Source organism: Pedobacter caeni (assembly GCF_900129215.1).
In the GTDB taxonomy this organism is placed as follows: Bacteria; Bacteroidota; Bacteroidia; order Sphingobacteriales; family Sphingobacteriaceae; genus Pedobacter; species Pedobacter caeni.
The window spans coordinates 497,101-514,820 of sequence record NZ_FQUQ01000003.1 but is presented as its reverse complement, the minus strand read 5'-3'; the positions used below and the strand labels follow the sequence as shown (position 1 = coordinate 514,820).

Here is a 17,720-nt window from a genome sequence, read left to right as displayed (position 1 = left end):
GGTTGTTCTTAAAAATTTAAAAATTAAGGTTTACGCCTAATATGAATGATTTTTGCTGCGGCGGAGTAAGGTAAGTGACATTGGCACTCAGGTTACGATCTGTCGCATTCTCATAATCACGGGCAACCTCCGGATCTCCACCTGGATATTTGGTGAAGGTCAACAGATTTACCCCTGTTACATAAAATTTCACGTTACTCAGTTTTAACTTTCTCATCGCTTCCGCAGGAAGGGTATAAGCAATTGTTGCCTGTTTAAGTTTGATGTAAGATCCATCATACAGGAACATATTGGAATTGAACAGGGATTGAGAGGTCACTCCCGGGTATCCATTGGCTGTATTATAATAGGAACGTGGATATTTAGCAATATCTCCCGGTTTACGCCAGCGGTCAAAGAAATCTTCTCTCACTACCCAGTTTTGAGTAGAAGCACCCTGGAACTGGAACTTCGCTGAGTTATCCCATAAATCCTGCCCTTTCACAAAGGTGAATAAAGTAGAAAACTCAAAGCCTTTATAGTTAAAAGTGTTGGTTAAGCCTCCGGAAAAATCAGGAGTTACTTTACCAGCTGCAACACGGTTATCAGGACTATAGGTCTTGGTTTGATTGCCATCTCTATCCAACCAGATCGGATTTCCATCGGCAGGGTCAACTCCCACATAACGTACCAGATAGTTTGTTCCTATAGGGAAACCTACAATTACACGGGTGTCGTTTGTACCACCCTGAATGGCCTCTGAAGGCAAACCTCCAACATCAAGAATTTTGTTGTTATTGGTCGCAATGTTGAAATTTGTGGTCCAGCTGAAATCCTTGGTCACAATATTTTTTGAGTTGATGCCCAGTTCAAAACCCTGGTTTCTGATCTTACCGAGATTTCTGTACTGGCTATCATACCCAACATGGTCAGGTAAAAAAACACTCAGCAAGGCATCTGTGGTTTTCTTATTATAATAAGAGATCTCACCTGTAATCCTGTTGTCTAAGAATCCATATTCCAGTGCAAGATCAATACTACGGATGTCCTCCCATTTCAGGTCAGGATTGGCAAGTTGCGAAGGATAAATTACAGGTTCGCCTGCATAGGTACCCCCATCAACTTTATAATAAGAGCGCCAATTATCAGAAGGGATATTCGCATTTCCGGTAATTCCGTAACCAGCACGAAGTTTCAACAGAGAAATCCAGTTTAAAGATTTCACAAAATCTTCCTGACTGGCAATCCATGCCCCCGAGATGGCAGGGAAAAAGCCATACTTATTGTTCGGACCGAAACGGGAAGAACCGTCCGTACGTGCCAATGCCTGAATGACAAATTTGTCATTATAGGTATAGTTTAACCTGGCAAACACAGAACCAAATGCCCAACGTCCATCCGGCGCTATTAAGCCACCATTATCATTCACATAAAATTTACCGGCAAGATCCAGCAGTTCCGGGTTTTTATGGAATACCCCTGTTGCATTTTCGCCAAACAATTCAATTCTTGCATATTGTTTCGTTACTGACCTTTGATATTCAACACCTGCCAATGCAGTAAACTTATGTTTATCGGTAAACTTGAAGTTGTAAGTAGCCGTTGCGTTGGTGTTGTAATTGGTTACCCATACCGGAAAACGAAGTGATTGTCCATTTACAGGTTTTGCCCCATCAATCAGGTATTTACTTTGAAAACGGTCTTCCTGTGTATCGTTATAATCTAATGAACCTCCAATACGAATCGTCAAATCCTTGATGGGTGTATAATTCAGGTAAACATTGGAAATCCAACGGGTATCGAGTGTTCTCCAATCGGTATTTTCCTGAGACCTTACCGGATTCGCTCCGTTGAAGAAATAAGGATTTCCTTCATTGGTGGCCGGATCTTTATAAACCGGGTAAATAGGCAAGGCCGAAGACATGGCATCTCCAATTCCTCCTGCCCAGCCTGCCAAGATACGTTTGTTATCACCTTGTGCCCAGCTGGAAGATAAATTCACACTTAGTTTATCACTGAAAGTATAATCAAGATTACCTCTGGTACTTAACCTTTTATAGGTATTTCCTACAATATAAGAAGGGTTATCGCTCCATGCTCCGCTTAAAAATGTTTTATATTTCTTCCCACCACCACTTACAGAAAGGCTATAATCCTGAGAAACGGCCTCTCTTGTGGTTAAGTCCCACCAGTCTGTATCTGTTTTTCGTGCCTCTTCCCAGGTAATCGGAGTTGGCAAAGGAGCCAGACCGGTATTGCCATCATTTTCCCATGCTTCCTGGCGAAGTTGTAGCCATTGCTCACTATTGGTATAATGTGGTCTGTTAGACGCACCTGACAATCCAACCTTTGAAGAGAAACTAAACTTTGGAGCGCCTGATTTACCACGTTTAGTCGTGATCAGGATGACCCCGTTTGCTCCCCTGGATCCGTAGATACCCGCAGCACCGGCATCTTTCAGGATATCAACAGATTCGATATCATTTGGATTTAAGGTAGCCAATGGGTTTTGATTAAAACCTGAACGGACTCTGCCATCCCCATTTGCTCCTGCACCTGAAAAAATATCTGAGGTCATTGGAATTCCGTCAATTACATATAATGGCTCACCACCACCAGAAATTGATCCGATTCCGCGGATTCTGATTTGTGCAGAAGATCCTGCGATTCCCGATCCTGTAGTCACCTGTACACCCGCAGCCCTACCGGCCAGAGCTGATTCAAATGAAGGTGCAGGAGTAGAAGCAATCTGATCACCGGTAACTTTTGCAATTGAACCCGTGATCTCTCTTCTGGTTTGCTTACCATAACCTACAACAATTACCTCATTAAGGCTTTCTGCACTGGGTTTTAAATTGAAATTAACATTGGTGTTTCCTTTGATGCTGACCTCCTGACTGTGAGATTGATAGCCGATATAGCTAACAGTCACTGTTACAGTCCCATTACTCAGTCCGCCGAGTGTATACGCACCATCTCCTGTAGTAGTGGTACTCTTCTGGAGATTTTTGATCTGAACAGATGCTCCTGGCAAAGGTTGTCCGGTCTCATCAAGTACCTTTCCGGTTAAGGAACTGGTTTGCGCATTTGCCGTCAATGTGATCAGGGCTAACCACACCAAAAGACTATGCTTCATCAGGTAAAATACTTTCATATTTGGGCTCTTTTTTAATGTAAATATTTGGTTAATGTTAAGTGTATGTAACACTTATGGTAAATTTACACGCCCACCTCAGAAATCAAAATTTTATATTATATTTTTTTTTCACACCATATTTTATACTTAAAAATCTCCAAAACGTGCTTATAAATTTGCAGGTTCATTTTTCACAAAATCGAGAAAACAAACTTTTACATACTGTGTATCAACTAATTATAAATCATTTTTTAATTTATTAGTGTATTTTTTACACTTACCATATTTTCCTCAGTTTACTGGGAACGATACCGGGAACGTTCCCGAGATTATCCACACATTTCTTTCCATCGCTTTTAAATTTCATCTTGAATTCTGCGTGAAATCGGAAAATCCAGATTATTTTTTTCAAAAAAACGCTGATTTAAACGCTAAAAATATGCTGCTTTTTACGGCTTGAATTTTAAAAAAAAATAAAGTTTTAAATCCGAAAATACAGGGGATTTTTGAAGCTTGAAAATGGAGAAAAACCGCAGCAGAATTCTGTATATATTCCTCTATTTTCCGCAGATTGAAAATCATAAAAAGAAGGATAAAAAGCTAAGCTTAATTCCGTTCTGTAGATCTTCTTTTGATCAGTTTGGAATTCAGTATAATTTTCTCACTTGGATTGATCTCTTCAGGCCGTTCCAACATCTTAAACAACAGGTTTGCCGCCTGTATTCCTATCTCTGTTGCAGGTTGCGTAATGGTAGTCAGAGAAGGATTTAATAAAGGAGCAATCTCCAGACTGGAAAAACCAATAACTAAAAGGTCCTCAGGGATGGATATCTTAAGGTCATAGCAGGCGTAGTAGGTCGCAAATGCAAGTCTCTCTACGGAAGTAAATACTCCATCAGGCCTCACATCCAGCAACATACGCTTCAGGATCGTTTCATTCTTTTTATAGCTATTCGTACAATCTACCACTAAACGGTCGTCAAAAGGAATATTGTATTTTGCCAGGGCATCGATATAGCCCTGCATTCTGAACTTTCCAATTGACAGATTTTTATTAATTACCAGGTATGCAATCTGTTTACAGCCTTGTTTGATCAGGTGCTGGGTAGCAGCAAAGCTACTGTCGTAATCGTTTGTGATTACCCTGGGTGTAACGATATCTTCATAAACACGGTCAAAGAAGACCAGGGGAAGCCGTTTCTGGCTCAGTTCATTCAAATAAGTATGGTCATTTGCTTCTCCTGATACGGACATAATGATCCCATCTGCCCGTCCGTTATGAAGGTGTCTTATAAAAGAAACCTCTTTCTCATAATCATCCTCCGTAGCATAGATCAGAATATGATATCCCTTATCCCTTGCCACCCTTTCAATTCCGTGAATGGCCTGTGAGAAAAAGTTATTTGCCAGTTCCGGAACAATTACCGCGATGGTTTTACTTTTCTGTTCCCTGAGGTTACTGGCATAGTGATTCGGTTGATAATTTAATTCCTTAGCCTTTGCCAGTATCTTTTCTTTGGTCTCCTTACTGATGTCACTATTGTCTCTAAAAGCCCTGGATACCGTTGAAGTGGATAAATTCAGTGCCTTAGCTAATTGCTTGATATTTACGCTCTCCATCTATTTTTCAATAATGATTGATATGGAACCATTAATTCCGGTAAATATAGATGAAAATCTAAACCGCTGGTATTTTCGTAACTAAATAATAATATAAGAAAGCAGTAGGTACCTGTTTAATTATGGTACATTAGCCAAAATTACACGGGGAGAAAGCGATTCATTTTTAGGGGAAAACAAGTTTATGACAAAAAAGGTCAGGTTTACGAATGCCAATAAGTCTACATTTTATACTACAGTACGGAAGCGGGTTGATGCCTACTTCATTGAAAACAAGATTTCAACACATGCCAATTCTGCCATGTGGTTCAAGGTTTTTTTCTTTATCAGTGGATTAACCGGTATTTATCTCCTGCTTCTGCTCGGCAATCTGAGTCTGCCAATTATGCTTTTACTGGCCATTCTTCTTGGGATGTTTGGGGCTTTTGTTGGCTTTAATGTGTGTCATGATGCCATTCACAAAGCTTTATCGCCAAATCCGACGGTCAACAAAATATTCAGTTTTGTGTTCAACCTGATTGGCGCCAGTCCTTATGTCTGGAACATTTGCCATAATATAGTACACCATACCTATACCAATATAGCCGGACACGATGAAGACATCGATGTTGCCCCCGGTCTGATTCGCTTCTCTACGGCTGAAACAGTCAACAGGGTACAGCAATATCAGCACTTCTATGCTTTCGCATTATACAGTCTGGCGATGCTATCATGGGTATTCAGAAAGGATTATAAGAAGTTCTTTCAGAAAAAAATCGGAGAACACGTATTGAGTCACCCCAGAATTGAATATTTTAACCTCTTCTTTTATAAAGCAATCTATTACTTCCTCTTTATCGGCCTTCCACTCCTGGTGATGAATGTAACCTGGTGGCAGTTTATCATTGGCTTTCTGGTGATGCAATTTGCACAAGGCTTAGTACTTGGTCTGGTATTTCAGCTCGCACATGTGGTAGAAGCAACGGAATTTCCCTTTCCAAATCAGGAAGGTAATATTGAAGAAGCCTGGGCAGCCCACCAGCTTCAGACAACCGCTAATTTTGCTGTAGAAAGTCAATTGGCCGCATTCTTATGTGGTGGCTTAAACAGACAGGTGGAACACCACCTTTTTCCAAAGATATGTCATATTCATTACCCTGCAATTGGGTTGATCGTTAAACAAACCGCAGCAGAATTTGATTTGCCGTACAATGAATGTACTACCTTTTGGGATGCCTTAAGATCTCATTACAGAATGCTTAGGAAACTGGGAAAGGAAACGTATAAAGAAAACAGATATGTCAACAGAGAGGTAGAGTTAGTCGTTTATAGCGCCCCATTATCCTGATGCAACTCTTTTTTTCGCTGAATGAGTTCCTTATAGAAATTGATTAAGGTATTGAATTCCTTAAGAAGCGTATCACATTTCATCAACCGGTAAAACTCGTCATCTGTGAGGTCCTTCTTCATCTTCAGGGCTACTTTTAAGCGGATCACGATATCTGCCAGTCTGCAGGACTCTGCAGAATGAAACTCGTAGACAGCAATGGTATCCACCAGGTTTTCATAGGGTAATTTATCCAGCTCAGACTTAATCCGTTTAAATTCTTTTTGCAAAAAAGTACCTTTCAGGCAAGGATCCCTTCCCAATATTCCATCGTTCAGATTCCCGATTAAACGCGCCAAAATTACCAATTGATTTTCCATTAAAAGAGCCCTATATGATGATCTGATGTCATGAACGTTATAAATATTCTGCTAATCCTATCTTAAATAATTGCCTTCTTTAAGTATTTTTGCCCATTCCTGGTAACCGGCATCATTAAGATGCAGCCCATCGTAAGTCAGGCTTTCTTTAAGTCTGTTTTCTGTATCGGTAAAATGAGGATACAAATCGATCACAGTAACCCTTTTCTGTACCAGCTTTTTTAGCTCCTTATTTAGCCAGGTGATGTGCTCGTCCTTGCCCCGATGTTTATTAGTGGTATTCATGGTATTGTTAACCGGTAAAAGTGTAGAGAAGTAAATTTGAGATTTTGAACCCGTCAGAATACGTTGAATCATTCTTTTATAGTTCCGGAGAATAATACTGTCAGGAATGCCTTTGGAAATGTCATTGATCCCAATAAGGATAAATATCTTTTTAGGATTTGCAGCAATGATTTCTGATAGACGATCCAGAACACCAAAAGTAATATCGCCAGATATCCCTCTGTTTTTTGCGATCGGCAAATCCAGCAAAGCAGCCCAGTTGGTTCCAGCTGTAATGCTGTTCCCCAGAAAGATAAAGTCTTTCTTTGAGATCGGATCGGTTTTGAATTGCTCCAATCTTTCTGAATACTTTTTCGCTCTGGAAGTGCTGTCCCATTTTACGGTTTGGGCATTTAAACCAAGAGGCGTTAAAAGAAAGATCAGGCAACCCCCTATCAGGTAGTAGCATGCTTTTTTCATATAGAACTAAACTACGGTTTTACCTGATCTTTCTATCACCCCGATACGAGAAACTCGTTAACAAATATGTTACTTAATGAACGAGCAGATCGGGGTAATCGGAGATGATGCCATCCACATTCAATGCTTTCAGTTCAGCAATTTCTTTAGCTGTATTCACGGTCCATGGAATAACTTTAATCTGTTGATCATGGCATTTTTTAACCAGGTCTGCATTCACCATCTGATAAACCGGACTAAGAATGAAAGGCTTAAATCCCAGATCAGCTATGTTCTCTTCAAAGCTCTTCTTATTGGCCACCAGATAAGAGGTTTTCATCTGAGGGTATTTCTTATTTAATATCTGTAAAGTTCTTCTATCAAAAGATTGAATGACCACAAATGGACTAATCCCTTTTTTCTCTATCACTTCCATCAGCAATTTCACGAAAGTTTCCGGATCAGGATTCAGGATACCATCACCTTCCGGGCTACATTTCGTCTCTATATTATAAAAAACCTGCTTTTTGCCGGTTTGTTTCAGGTACTGTTGTACCGAATCAATCAACTCAGCCAGACGGGGAATATAGCTTTTCATCTTCCGTTGCTGTGGAAAAGCCTCATAATACTTCGAGCCTAGATCAAACTGCTTCAAGCGGGCGTAGTTCATTTGAAAAACCACATACTTCTTGGCCTCCCCTTTCGGGATTTCCCGACCTTCAGTATCCAACATGAATGCTGGGCTCAGGTAGTCATCATGGGTCACTACAACTTCCAGGTCTTTAGTAATATGCGTATCCATTTCCAATGTAGTTACCCCCAGGTCTATCGCATGATGCATAGCAGGGATGGTATTTTCGGGCATTAATCCCCGGCCACCCCGATGGCCCTCTGTACTGAATGAAGGAAATTGTGCAGTAGTCATGATACGGGATTGTTGCATGGTCTTACACGAAGATAAGCCTATTGCAACCATACAAAAGAGGAATGTGGTGTTTTTCATTAGTCTATAATTGTTTTTTTCGGTTATGAAGCGGTCATGATCCTGGTATACAATCGTGATGTGAACTGTAAGATCATGATGGTTTCATTGTCATGTTTTGATGATTTGCTCAGCGCTAAAATGGAGTTGAGTATTGTTCCATTTGTACTGGCTTAGCAAAGGTCCCGGTTTCCCTATTAAGGCTATATTATAGATATGTTAACTTAAAAAGGTTAAAAACTCCTTCAATTTACAGGAAAGATAAAATAAAGCATCACTAAGTTCAGGAATCTGGCATAAAAAACAAATGGAATAATTTATTTTTAACTTAAGTTTGTTGCATCTTTAATTTCAAACCAGGTACCGGAACCACAATCAAGACCTTCGATGATCAATATAGCAGAAAGACACCAATACATTCTTAATAAAATTCAGACTGACGGATCAGTAGATGTTCAGGCTTTATGTAAAGAGCTGGATGTCTCTTCAGTTACGATCAGAAAGGACCTGAAACTGCTGGAAGATAAAAACCTTTTGTTCAGAACCCATGGCGGTGCTACATTGAACAACCCCTATACTGTAGACAAGCCTGTAAATGAAAAAGAACAGCTCCAATCTACTGAAAAAATGAAGATCGGAGCCCTTGCTGCGGATTTGGTAGAAGACAATGATTCCATTATCATTGCTTCAGGTACAACAGTTCTGGCACTGGCCAGGTGCATCAAACCCAAGGGGAACCTTACCGTCATTACTTCTGCTTTGAATGTGGCATTGGAACTCGTTCACCATGCCAATATTGAAGTTATTCAGTTAGGCGGTTTACTTAGAAAAAGCTCTTCTTCCGTAACAGGTCCTTATTCGGACAATATTCTGGGCAATGTTTTTTGCAGCAAACTCTTTCTGGGAGTAGATGGAATAGACCTTGAATTCGGGTTAACTACTACAAATGCTTTTGAGGCGCACCTCAACCGTCAGATGATCGATTCTTCACAAAAAATAATCGTTCTTGCCGATTCTACTAAATTCGGAAAGCGGGGTTTTGGAAAGATCTGTGGAATAGATGAAGTAGACCATATCATTACAGATAGCGGCATTTCTCCTCAAACAGTGAAAAATCTGGAGAGCATGGGTATAAAGGTTTCCATCATCTGATGGCCATCATATAGCAAAAACTTCATCCTGGGTTAATATTACGTTTGATATTTTTGAGTTATATCATCCCAAATATGAACAGCTTTTTCAAAGTCTTTAGCCCTAAGGATAAAAAATTCCAGCCATTATTCGAAGAATGTGGTGGAAACCTTGTCAGTATATCGGAAACCCTGCTGCTTACTTTGAGTACGACTGATATAGAAAAAAGAAAAATACACATCAAGGAAATTGAGCGCATGGAGCATACCGGAGAGCTCATCAGGACAAAAGTTTTTCTGAAACTGAGTAAAAGTCTCATCACCCCGTTCAGCCGCGAAGACATTCATTCCCTGATCAGCTCCCTTTACGATATTGCCGATTATATGCATACCGCAGCCATTAACATTGATTTATACCATGTGGTGGACCTCAACAAGCCAATGATTAAAATGGCGCAATTGCTGATCGAGATGTGTAAGGATTTGGAAATCGCTCTCAAAGAACTTAAGAGCTTTAAGAATACAGGTCTTATCAGTGATGTTTGCCTGAGGATTTACAAAGGCGAAAGTAAGGCCGACTCCCTTTGTAATCGCGCATTGGCAGGTCTGTTTGAATCAGAAACCAATGCCATTGAACTGATCAAACAAAAAGAAATTCTTCAAACACTGGAAATGGCTACAGATAAATGTGATGATGTTGCTAACGTCCTGGAAAGCATCCTGGTGAAAAATACTTAATACGATCCCCCCTTTTTTATTGAATTTGCAATCCCCTATTGCAAGTTCAATTTTTAATACTTTACTTTGTACTACAAAGTACTTTTATGGAAGACAAAGAAATTTATACCGAACTCAATTCTATCAGGAACCTGATGGAACGTTCAGCCAAATTCATATCCCTAAGCGGACTATCTGGAATAATGGCTGGAGTTTACGCACTAATTGGTGCAGGTTATGCTTATTATCTTGTTTACGGTCCATATGGTGGTCTCCAATACAGAGATTATTACATCAGCGACCAGAAGGTACTTTGGAAGTTGTTTTTCATTGCACTAACCGTATTGGTCTTTTCCTTAGGGACAGGAATTTTACTGACGCTTAAAAAGGCGGCTAAGAAGAATCAGAATGTATGGAACCCGACCAGCAAAAAATTAATGGTCAATATGGCCATCCCTTTGGTCACCGGAGGAATATTCATTCTCATCTTAATTGCAAGAGGCTATTATGGAGTAGTTGCACCGGTCAGCTTAATATTTTACGGCTTGTCGCTGGTCGCTGCAAGTCATTATACTTTTGAGGATGTAAAATGGTTGGGTCTTCTGGACATTGTTCTTGGCTTATTTGCGACTTTATTTCCCGGATATGGCATTGTTTTCTGGTCAATAGGTTTTGGAGTACTACACATCGTTTACGGTTCTATCATGCATTTTAAATACGACAGGTGAGATCAGCACTAGAACATTTCGATAAAGCCTTTGAGAACAGGGTTCGCCTGCAGATCATGAGCATTCTGGTTGCCAATGAGAATTACGACTTTAATTCCCTGAAGGAATTACTGGAGGTAACGGATGGTAACCTGGCTTCTCATTTGAAAGCCCTGGAGAAAGAAGAATACATCAATATATATAAATCATTTCTGGGCAGAAAGCCCAATACCAGCTATGCAGCCTCAGAAAAAGGAAGAACTGCCTTTCTAAAACACCTGGAAGCCCTTGAAAATTTAATCAAACAACAGAAACGTTAATTTTTTTTACCCATATACTTTGAAACACAAAGTACTTTTAAACATCAAACCATGGAACCATTTCAATTACCCCCGCAAAAATCAATCTTCACACAACTGCAGGAATCTGTAGGTGCTAAACTCTTCTTAATCGGAATGCTTACTCTATTGCTGCTTCTGCCTTCCTCCTGGATCCAGATGCTCATTACAGAACGCCAGCAACGTCAGGATGAAGCCATCACAGAGATTGCAGAAAAATGGTCGGGCACACAACTGATCGAAAGCCCGGTAATGCAATTGCCTTATAAAACGTTTGTTAAGGTCACAGACGCTGCAGGGAAAACCACACTAAAGGAAGAAATCTCCGTGATTTACATCCTGCCAGAAGACCTCAACATTCAAACCCAGGTAAAACCAGAGATTCTGCACCGCGGTATTTTTGATGCCGTTGTGTACAATACTAAACTAAAAATCCAGGGTCATTTCAGTGAACTGGAACTTAAAAAATCAGGAATTAATCCTGACCTCATCATATGGGATAAAATAAAAGTAATTGCCGGACTAAGTGATTTTAAAGGGTTAAAAAACAACCCTGTCATAAAGCTTGGGGACCTGGCCTATACCGCAGAACCCGATTTCTCCCCGGAAAACCTGTTCAACAATAGCCTGGCGGTACAGGCCAACCTCAGTACCGGAAAAACGACCGCCATCAGCTTCAATTACGACATTGACCTTCGCGGAAGCGGGGAATTAAATTTCCTGCACCTTGGTAAAAATACTGCTGTAAACGTTACCGGCGACTGGAACAATCCGAGTTTTACAGGAAACTACCTGCCAGAAACTCGGTCCATTACCGATAAACAATTTACCGGCAACTGGAAAATGTCTAATTTCAACAGGCCTTTCCCACAACAATGGATAGGTAAAAATGATGCCTTGAGCGAACAGAATAAAGCCAAAGCAACCTTCGGTATAAAATTTTTGCTCCCGGTAGATCAGTACCAGAAAACCATGCGCTCGGCTAAATACTCCGTTTTAATTATTTTATTAAGTTTCATTTCTCTTTTCTTCATTGAACTACTTAATAAAATCAAAGTGAACCTCCTTCAATATGTATTGATCGGCGCAGCAATGATTATTTACTATAGCCTCTTATTATCTTTTACAGAACAGGTGGGCTTTACTTTAGCCTACTTAATTGCCTCGGTTGCCACCGTTATTCTGGTAAGCACTTTTATAGGGACATTTTTAAGAAACAGGAAAGCCGCAATTGTATTTGCCATTATCCTCAGCATATTTTATAGTTTCATATATGTGATCATTCAATTGCAGGATATGGCCCTTCTTTTCGGAAGTATAGGTCTGTTTATCACCGTTGCCTGTCTGATGTATTTCTCCGTTAAAATCAACTGGAATAAAAATCAACCGGCGATTGCTTAGCTCATGAAAAGATTAAAAGTCATTCTTTTAGAAGACAAATTCCGCTTAAGCGGAATTGTCTCTATTCTTATTTCAGCAACAGCATTTGTGATCTCCGGTTATCTTAATCCGGAAACCGCATTCTTTTTCTTCATCATCAGTTATGGCATTTCCGCGATCTTTTTAATCGCGGTTATGACCAAGGCCTTTGCAACTCACAGATGGAAAATGTCCGGAGGAAAAATGGAATATACAGCCCTGCTGCTTGTTCTTTGGTTTATTAGTGCCTATTCACTGAATAAATCGATCAATGTATTCAACAATTCCAGCACCTGGCTTTCGGTATATATTTGCCTGGCTTCTCTGTCAGTTATCCTCTGCACCTTACAGGAAATACTCAACCTCTTCTTTAGGCATGTTCTCGCGTTTTTCCTTGCTACCTCAACAATACTGTTCATTTACCTGGCTCTTTATCTGATTCCATTGTATCCCATCAGTATTATTGCAGTGATTATATTTGGCCTGTCGGTGCATACTTTTATTCCACTTTTTCTTTCTATTGTTGCTCTGGCTTTTCTTGTCAGGTTTTATAAACGAACTCCTGCCTTGAAGTATAGTATTTCAGCCGGATTTTTTATTCCTGTCCTAATTACAATCTGGTTCACCTCCGAATGGAGTCAACTGAATAAAAGTGTACAACTGGCTCAAAATCGCAATTCCTTAAATAAAAGCCTACTTCCCGAATGGACAGAAATTGCTGCTCATCTCCATAAATCGCCCATAACAGAAAAGTACCTTAAAGCAGATCTCATATATACAACCCCACTGGACGGAGCTCGCTGGTTTTCAGGAAACTTCCCCACTTCCTTTGCGGAACCTAAAAAACATGACCCTCTCGTCATGATTGCAAGTCTGTGGTCAGGAGAACCTAAACTCATGCTACCAGACCGGATTAAAGTGCTCAAATGCATTTATGATTCAAGACATCTTGCAGAAGAAAGACTTTGGTCTGGCGATGATCTGGAAACACAAAGCGTAACCAGCAACATCAAAGTGTATCCGGAATACCGCATGGCATATACAGAGAAAACATTGAGTATCCGCAACAATAGCCAAAGGAAATGGAGGACAGATCAGGAGGCTATATATACTTTTCACCTTCCAGAAGGATCTGTTGTCAGCTCACTTTCTTTATGGATCAATGGCAGAGAAGAAAAAGCACGTCTGACGACGAAAAGCAAGGCTGATTCTGCTTATAAAACCATTGTAGGAGTAGAAGTACGTGATCCCTCGGTCGTCCACTGGCAGGAAGGCAATACGGTAAGTGTCCGCGTTTTTCCATGTACTACAGAAGAAAACAGAAAATTTAAGATCGGCATCACCAGCCCTCTTAAAAAGGAGAATGATCAGCTCATTTATGAAAACACATGGTTTGAAGGCCCAACTGCAAAAAACGCAACAGAAAGTGTTCAATTGGATTTCTCCAGTCCTCCAAAACAACTTGATACAGATCTGAAGCTTCAGGAAAACGGTAAATATCTGGCAGACCGCCACTACAAAAACAAATGGACATTAAGCCTCAGTAAAACTGAACTAACCAGCCAGGCCTTTTCATTTGGAGGGAATAGTTATCAGTTAAAAGAAGCCAGGTCAATTTCTATGCCCTTCAAACCAACGTCCATTTACCTGGATCTTAATCATTCCTGGTCTGAACAGGAACTAAAAATGCTATGGCCACATATCAGCAAGCAGAACGTTTATGTATTTAAGGAAAAACTAATAAAGGTAACCGCTGAAAATCTAAGTGCTGTTTACAGTGATTTTGATGATTTGAATTTCAGCCTCTTTCCATTCTATGAAATCGCAGATCCTGAGAACGCACTTGTCATTAGTAAAAGTACTGGCAATGAGCCCAGCCTGAAAGATCTGGAAAATAGTAAATTCCAGGAAAGGCTCAGTAGCTTCTTTGCTAAAGCAAAACCCTCTCATCTGTATCAATTAGGCAAAGAAAGTAGCCCCTACCTAAAAACGTTAAAGGAATTCAGGGTCTTCGACTATAATGAAGGGGACATTGATCAACTCATCAGCCAGCTCGACAAGCATCAGTTTAAAACCTTTCATGAACAGGATGATATACTGGTGATTCCCAATGCGGACATGAAAGTGGAAAAGAGGGAAGGACACATAAAGAGTAATGCTCCTGATCATCTGCTGCGCTTATTTGCTTACAATGACATTCTTAAAAAAGTAGGTGCTACCTATTTCGAAAAAAGGGAAGTACAGGACGACTTACTTACCGCAGCACACCAGGCTTTCATTGTGTCTCCGGTGTCCAGCATGATCGTTCTGGAAAGTCAGAAGGATTACGACCGCTTCGGGATGAAAGAGAGCAAGAACAGCTTAAAAAACGCTTCTATTCAATCTTCCGGTGCCGCTCCGGAGCCACATGAATGGATACTCATCATCTTATGCGCAACCATCATCACCTACTTCAGTTATCAGTCCGGACATTTTAACAGATTTAAACTATTATGGAAATAGCAGGATTAAGAAAGCCAATTACCAGCCTTTTACCATTCATGATGTGTCTGTGTTATGCCGCCATCTCCCTGAGATTACTCTCAGGATACCTCGTCTGGGACATCAGCTTATATATCGGATTAGCTATTATTCCATATGTCTGTCGGATAAAGGCTGGAAGTCTGACTTTACGCTTTCTGATTCCTGCTTTACTTTTCACCGTACTTGCCTTTTTTATTCCGGCAAAATCCACCTTATTTTTCAGCCTCGTATTCACCATATTGTTGCTATTTGAAAGTTTCATGGGAAAGATCAGTCTGAACTTTTTCTTTGTTCTGACCTTACTTTCCCCACTTTTCAAATTCTTTAGTGACACGCTCAGCTTCCCCCTACGGTTATGGTTAAGCAATACTGTTGCTGAAACCATAACCATGGCAGGGATGCCTGCCTTATCGAGCGGGAACGTCATTACGATCGATGGTTACGAATTTTACATTGATCAGGCTTGTGCGGGATTAAACATGCTCAACATCTCTTTACTGATCAGCCTTTTCATACTCAGCTATCACCAGAAGAAAAATGGGCGTACACTTTCTTTCCTGAGTCTTCTGGTGATGTTGACATTAACCTTTCTCTTCAATATTGTTTCTAACTTTTTCAGAATTATGATCATTGTTATTTTCAAGATCATGCCTGGAACGATCATGCACGACCTTGTTGGGATATGCGGCCTGATCGTGTATGTTATTTTACCATTAATTGCACTTAGCAGTCCTTTTGTAAAACGCTTTGGTAAAATACAACAGGAAGAAAAAAACCATATTCAGGAAAAAAAACGTTTGTTAAAACAGCCTTTTTTGCACTTTATACTCCTGGGCTGCATCATTTTTCTTTCCGTTAATCCGGACAAAAAGCCCCCTTCTGATCTAAGTAAGCATAACATCTCACTAAAAGGGTATCAGAAAACCAATCTTGAAAACAATGTATTGAAGTTTGAGAATAAAGATGCATTAATCTACCTGAAACCGACTACTTTCTACGCTCCGGAACACAATCCAATGATTTGCTGGACTGGTAGTGGCTATGAGTTTCAACTGATAAAAAAAGAAATCATAAGCGGTACTGAGATCTATACCGGCACTCTGGTAAAAGGAAAAGACAAGATTTATAGCTCCTGGTGGTTCGACAACGGGAAGATGAAAACCATTAACCAGTTCCAGTGGAGATGGAATGGAGCCAAAGGAAATCAGCGTTTTTACCTTGTCAACGTAAACACCACAAAAAAGGAGGACCTTAAAAGGATTACAGCCGCACTTTTACCAACGCCATTCGCCCGCAATCTTTAACGGAACTTCCAGTTCATTTTCCTGAAGGAATACTTTCAACGCCTCTTCTGTCTGTTTAACAACGGGAATTGTTGGCGTATTGGCCAGTGCATAGGCCAGCATGGCACTATAACGAACCGTATTTTTTAAACCTTGTTCATCTACCAATTTAAACACATCCCCATCAGAATGATAATAGGGTCCTGAATTGTTCGGTAATTTACCTCCTGCCCCACCACCTGTTGGTACGCCTTGTAACAAGAATGGCTGATGGTCACTATGTAGTCCGGCACCGGAATAAAACACATTCTTAAACCCGGTATCCAGTTTGCTGATCTGTCCACCCCATTCTGTAAATAAAGTTTTCATTTCTTTTCTGCTGGTAGAAAACCCTTTTGGATCATTAGTCATGTCGTAATTGAGCATAAACCGCAACTGATCAAGTGTATTTTCTTTTTTGGCAGCTTCAACATAGGCTTTCGATCCCAGCAGCCCCTGTTCTTCACCCATAAACAGAATAAATTCCAAAGTACGATCTGTGCTCAGGTTCAATTTTTTAAAGGTACGTGCCATATCCATAATGGCAAAAGAACCGATTCCATTATCTATCGCACCGGTGGCGAGGTCCCAGCTATCCAAATGCCCTCCGACAACAATTTTTTCCTCCGGATGTATCTGTCCTTTTATCGTAGCAATCACATTCCGGGCTTTAATCATTCCCGAAAAATTGGTCATATTTAAACTTGCAAACTGTTTTTTTGTCTTTAAAGCTTCTTTTAAACGCATTCCATTTTCCAGCCCGATGCAAACTGCAGGAATTGGAATCAACTTTCCGGTTACAGAGGCGGTTCCCGTAAGCAGCACTCCATTTTTAACTCCATTGATGATGATAATTCCGGTCGCTCCGTATTTGGTAGCAATAGCTGCCTTTTCTGAGCGGTGCAATGAGGGCGTATTTGCCGGAGATCCTGGTAAAACACCCAGATAAACGAGTGCAATTTTTCCTTTTACCATTCCTCCGTCCTTCTGATAGTCTTCTTCCAGACCATTTCCAAGGTCAACCATTTCAGCAATAATATTTGCCTTTACCGGAGAGTGTGCCAGGGTTACTGAACTGATTTTTTTCAAAGCTTTCTCATCATCTCCTATTTTCGTTTCATTGGTCAGTCGGCTCCAGCTTTCCACTTCAAAAGGCTGATATTTTACGTCATAACCATATGATTTCAACAGGTTAAAAGCATATTCTTCCGCTTTAGCACCATTGGCTGATCCGGTTAGCCGGTGGCCGATGCTTTCTGTGGCAAACTTCAGGTTTCCATAAGCATTGGAATTGGCTTGTACGTCCTTGCTGATTTTCTCAAAAACAGGAGCAAAGTTGTCTTGCGACTGTGCAGAAAGAGCCATACCACAGATGAGCAAACTAAAGAAAGCTTTCATAATGATGATTTTTTTGATGAAAATAAGAATTTTGACAGCG

General features: G+C 40.4%; 14 protein-coding genes. 8 read left to right on the top strand and 6 right to left on the bottom strand.

Annotation, left to right across the window (positions count from 1 at the left end; genetic code table 11):
• Window positions 1-16: 16 nt before the first annotated feature.
• Window positions 17-3,133, bottom strand: coding sequence for a SusC/RagA family TonB-linked outer membrane protein (locus BUC20_RS16825; protein WP_073232246.1), 3,117 nt, complete (start codon window positions 3,131-3,133; stop codon window positions 17-19).
• A 588-nt stretch (window positions 3,134-3,721) separates the two neighbouring features.
• Complete coding sequence (locus BUC20_RS16820; protein WP_073232245.1) at window positions 3,722-4,735, bottom strand: LacI family DNA-binding transcriptional regulator; 1,014 nt, start codon at window positions 4,733-4,735, stop codon at window positions 3,722-3,724.
• Between the two features lie 184 nt (window positions 4,736-4,919).
• On the opposite strand from BUC20_RS16820, the gene BUC20_RS16815 reads away from it, so the two are divergent.
• Window positions 4,920-6,062, top strand: coding sequence for a fatty acid desaturase family protein (locus BUC20_RS16815; RefSeq protein WP_073232244.1), 1,143 nt, complete (start codon window positions 4,920-4,922; stop codon window positions 6,060-6,062).
• On the opposite strand, the gene BUC20_RS16810 is transcribed toward BUC20_RS16815, so the two are convergent.
• The 3 genes from BUC20_RS16810 to BUC20_RS16800 all read right to left on the bottom strand — a co-directional run bounded on the left by BUC20_RS16810 (window position 6,041) and on the right by BUC20_RS16800 (window position 8,147).
• A complete protein-coding gene (locus BUC20_RS16810; RefSeq protein WP_073232243.1) occupies window positions 6,041-6,421 on the bottom strand; it encodes a hypothetical protein in 381 nt (126 codons plus the stop codon). The genes BUC20_RS16815 and BUC20_RS16810 overlap by 22 nt on opposite strands.
• A 57-nt stretch (window positions 6,422-6,478) precedes the next feature.
• Window positions 6,479-7,165, bottom strand: coding sequence for a GDSL-type esterase/lipase family protein (locus tag BUC20_RS16805; RefSeq protein ID WP_073232242.1), 687 nt, complete (start codon window positions 7,163-7,165; stop codon window positions 6,479-6,481).
• A 73-nt stretch (window positions 7,166-7,238) separates the two neighbouring features.
• Window positions 7,239-8,147, bottom strand: a complete 909-nt coding sequence (locus tag BUC20_RS16800) for a glycerophosphodiester phosphodiesterase family protein (protein WP_073232241.1) — start codon at window positions 8,145-8,147, stop codon at window positions 7,239-7,241.
• 366 nt (window positions 8,148-8,513) lie between these two features.
• Between BUC20_RS16800 and BUC20_RS16795 the strand changes: the two genes are divergently transcribed.
• The 7 genes from BUC20_RS16795 to xrtN all read left to right on the top strand — a co-directional run bounded on the left by BUC20_RS16795 (window position 8,514) and on the right by xrtN (window position 16,264).
• Window positions 8,514-9,278, top strand: a complete 765-nt coding sequence (locus tag BUC20_RS16795) for a DeoR/GlpR family DNA-binding transcription regulator (protein ID WP_073232240.1) — start codon at window positions 8,514-8,516, stop codon at window positions 9,276-9,278.
• 74 nt (window positions 9,279-9,352) lie between these two features.
• Complete coding sequence (locus tag BUC20_RS16790; RefSeq protein ID WP_073232239.1) at window positions 9,353-9,994, top strand: DUF47 domain-containing protein; 642 nt, start codon at window positions 9,353-9,355, stop codon at window positions 9,992-9,994.
• An 86-nt stretch (window positions 9,995-10,080) separates the two neighbouring features.
• Window positions 10,081-10,701: a hypothetical protein gene (locus BUC20_RS16785; RefSeq protein WP_073232238.1), complete on the top strand. Its 621-nt coding sequence runs from the start codon at window positions 10,081-10,083 to the stop codon at window positions 10,699-10,701.
• Window positions 10,698-11,000 carry a winged helix-turn-helix domain-containing protein gene (locus BUC20_RS16780; RefSeq protein WP_143166828.1) on the top strand — a complete coding sequence of 101 codons (303 nt, stop codon included), beginning with the start codon at window positions 10,698-10,700 and terminating at the stop codon, window positions 10,998-11,000. Before BUC20_RS16785 ends, BUC20_RS16780 begins: the two co-directional genes overlap by 4 nt.
• Before the next feature lie 51 nt (window positions 11,001-11,051).
• Window positions 11,052-12,419, top strand: coding sequence for a cell envelope integrity protein CreD (gene creD / locus BUC20_RS16775; protein ID WP_073232237.1), 1,368 nt, complete (start codon window positions 11,052-11,054; stop codon window positions 12,417-12,419).
• 3 nt (window positions 12,420-12,422) lie between these two features.
• A complete protein-coding gene (locus BUC20_RS16770; protein ID WP_073232236.1) occupies window positions 12,423-14,939 on the top strand; it encodes an XrtN system VIT domain-containing protein in 2,517 nt (838 codons plus the stop codon).
• Window positions 14,930-16,264: an exosortase N gene (xrtN, locus tag BUC20_RS16765; protein ID WP_073232235.1), complete on the top strand. Its 1,335-nt coding sequence runs from the start codon at window positions 14,930-14,932 to the stop codon at window positions 16,262-16,264. Before BUC20_RS16770 ends, xrtN begins: the two co-directional genes overlap by 10 nt.
• Here xrtN and BUC20_RS16760 read toward each other — a convergent pair.
• Window positions 16,235-17,680, bottom strand: coding sequence for a M28 family peptidase (locus tag BUC20_RS16760; protein WP_073232234.1), 1,446 nt, complete (start codon window positions 17,678-17,680; stop codon window positions 16,235-16,237). The genes xrtN and BUC20_RS16760 overlap by 30 nt on opposite strands.
• Window positions 17,681-17,720 lie beyond the last annotated feature (40 nt).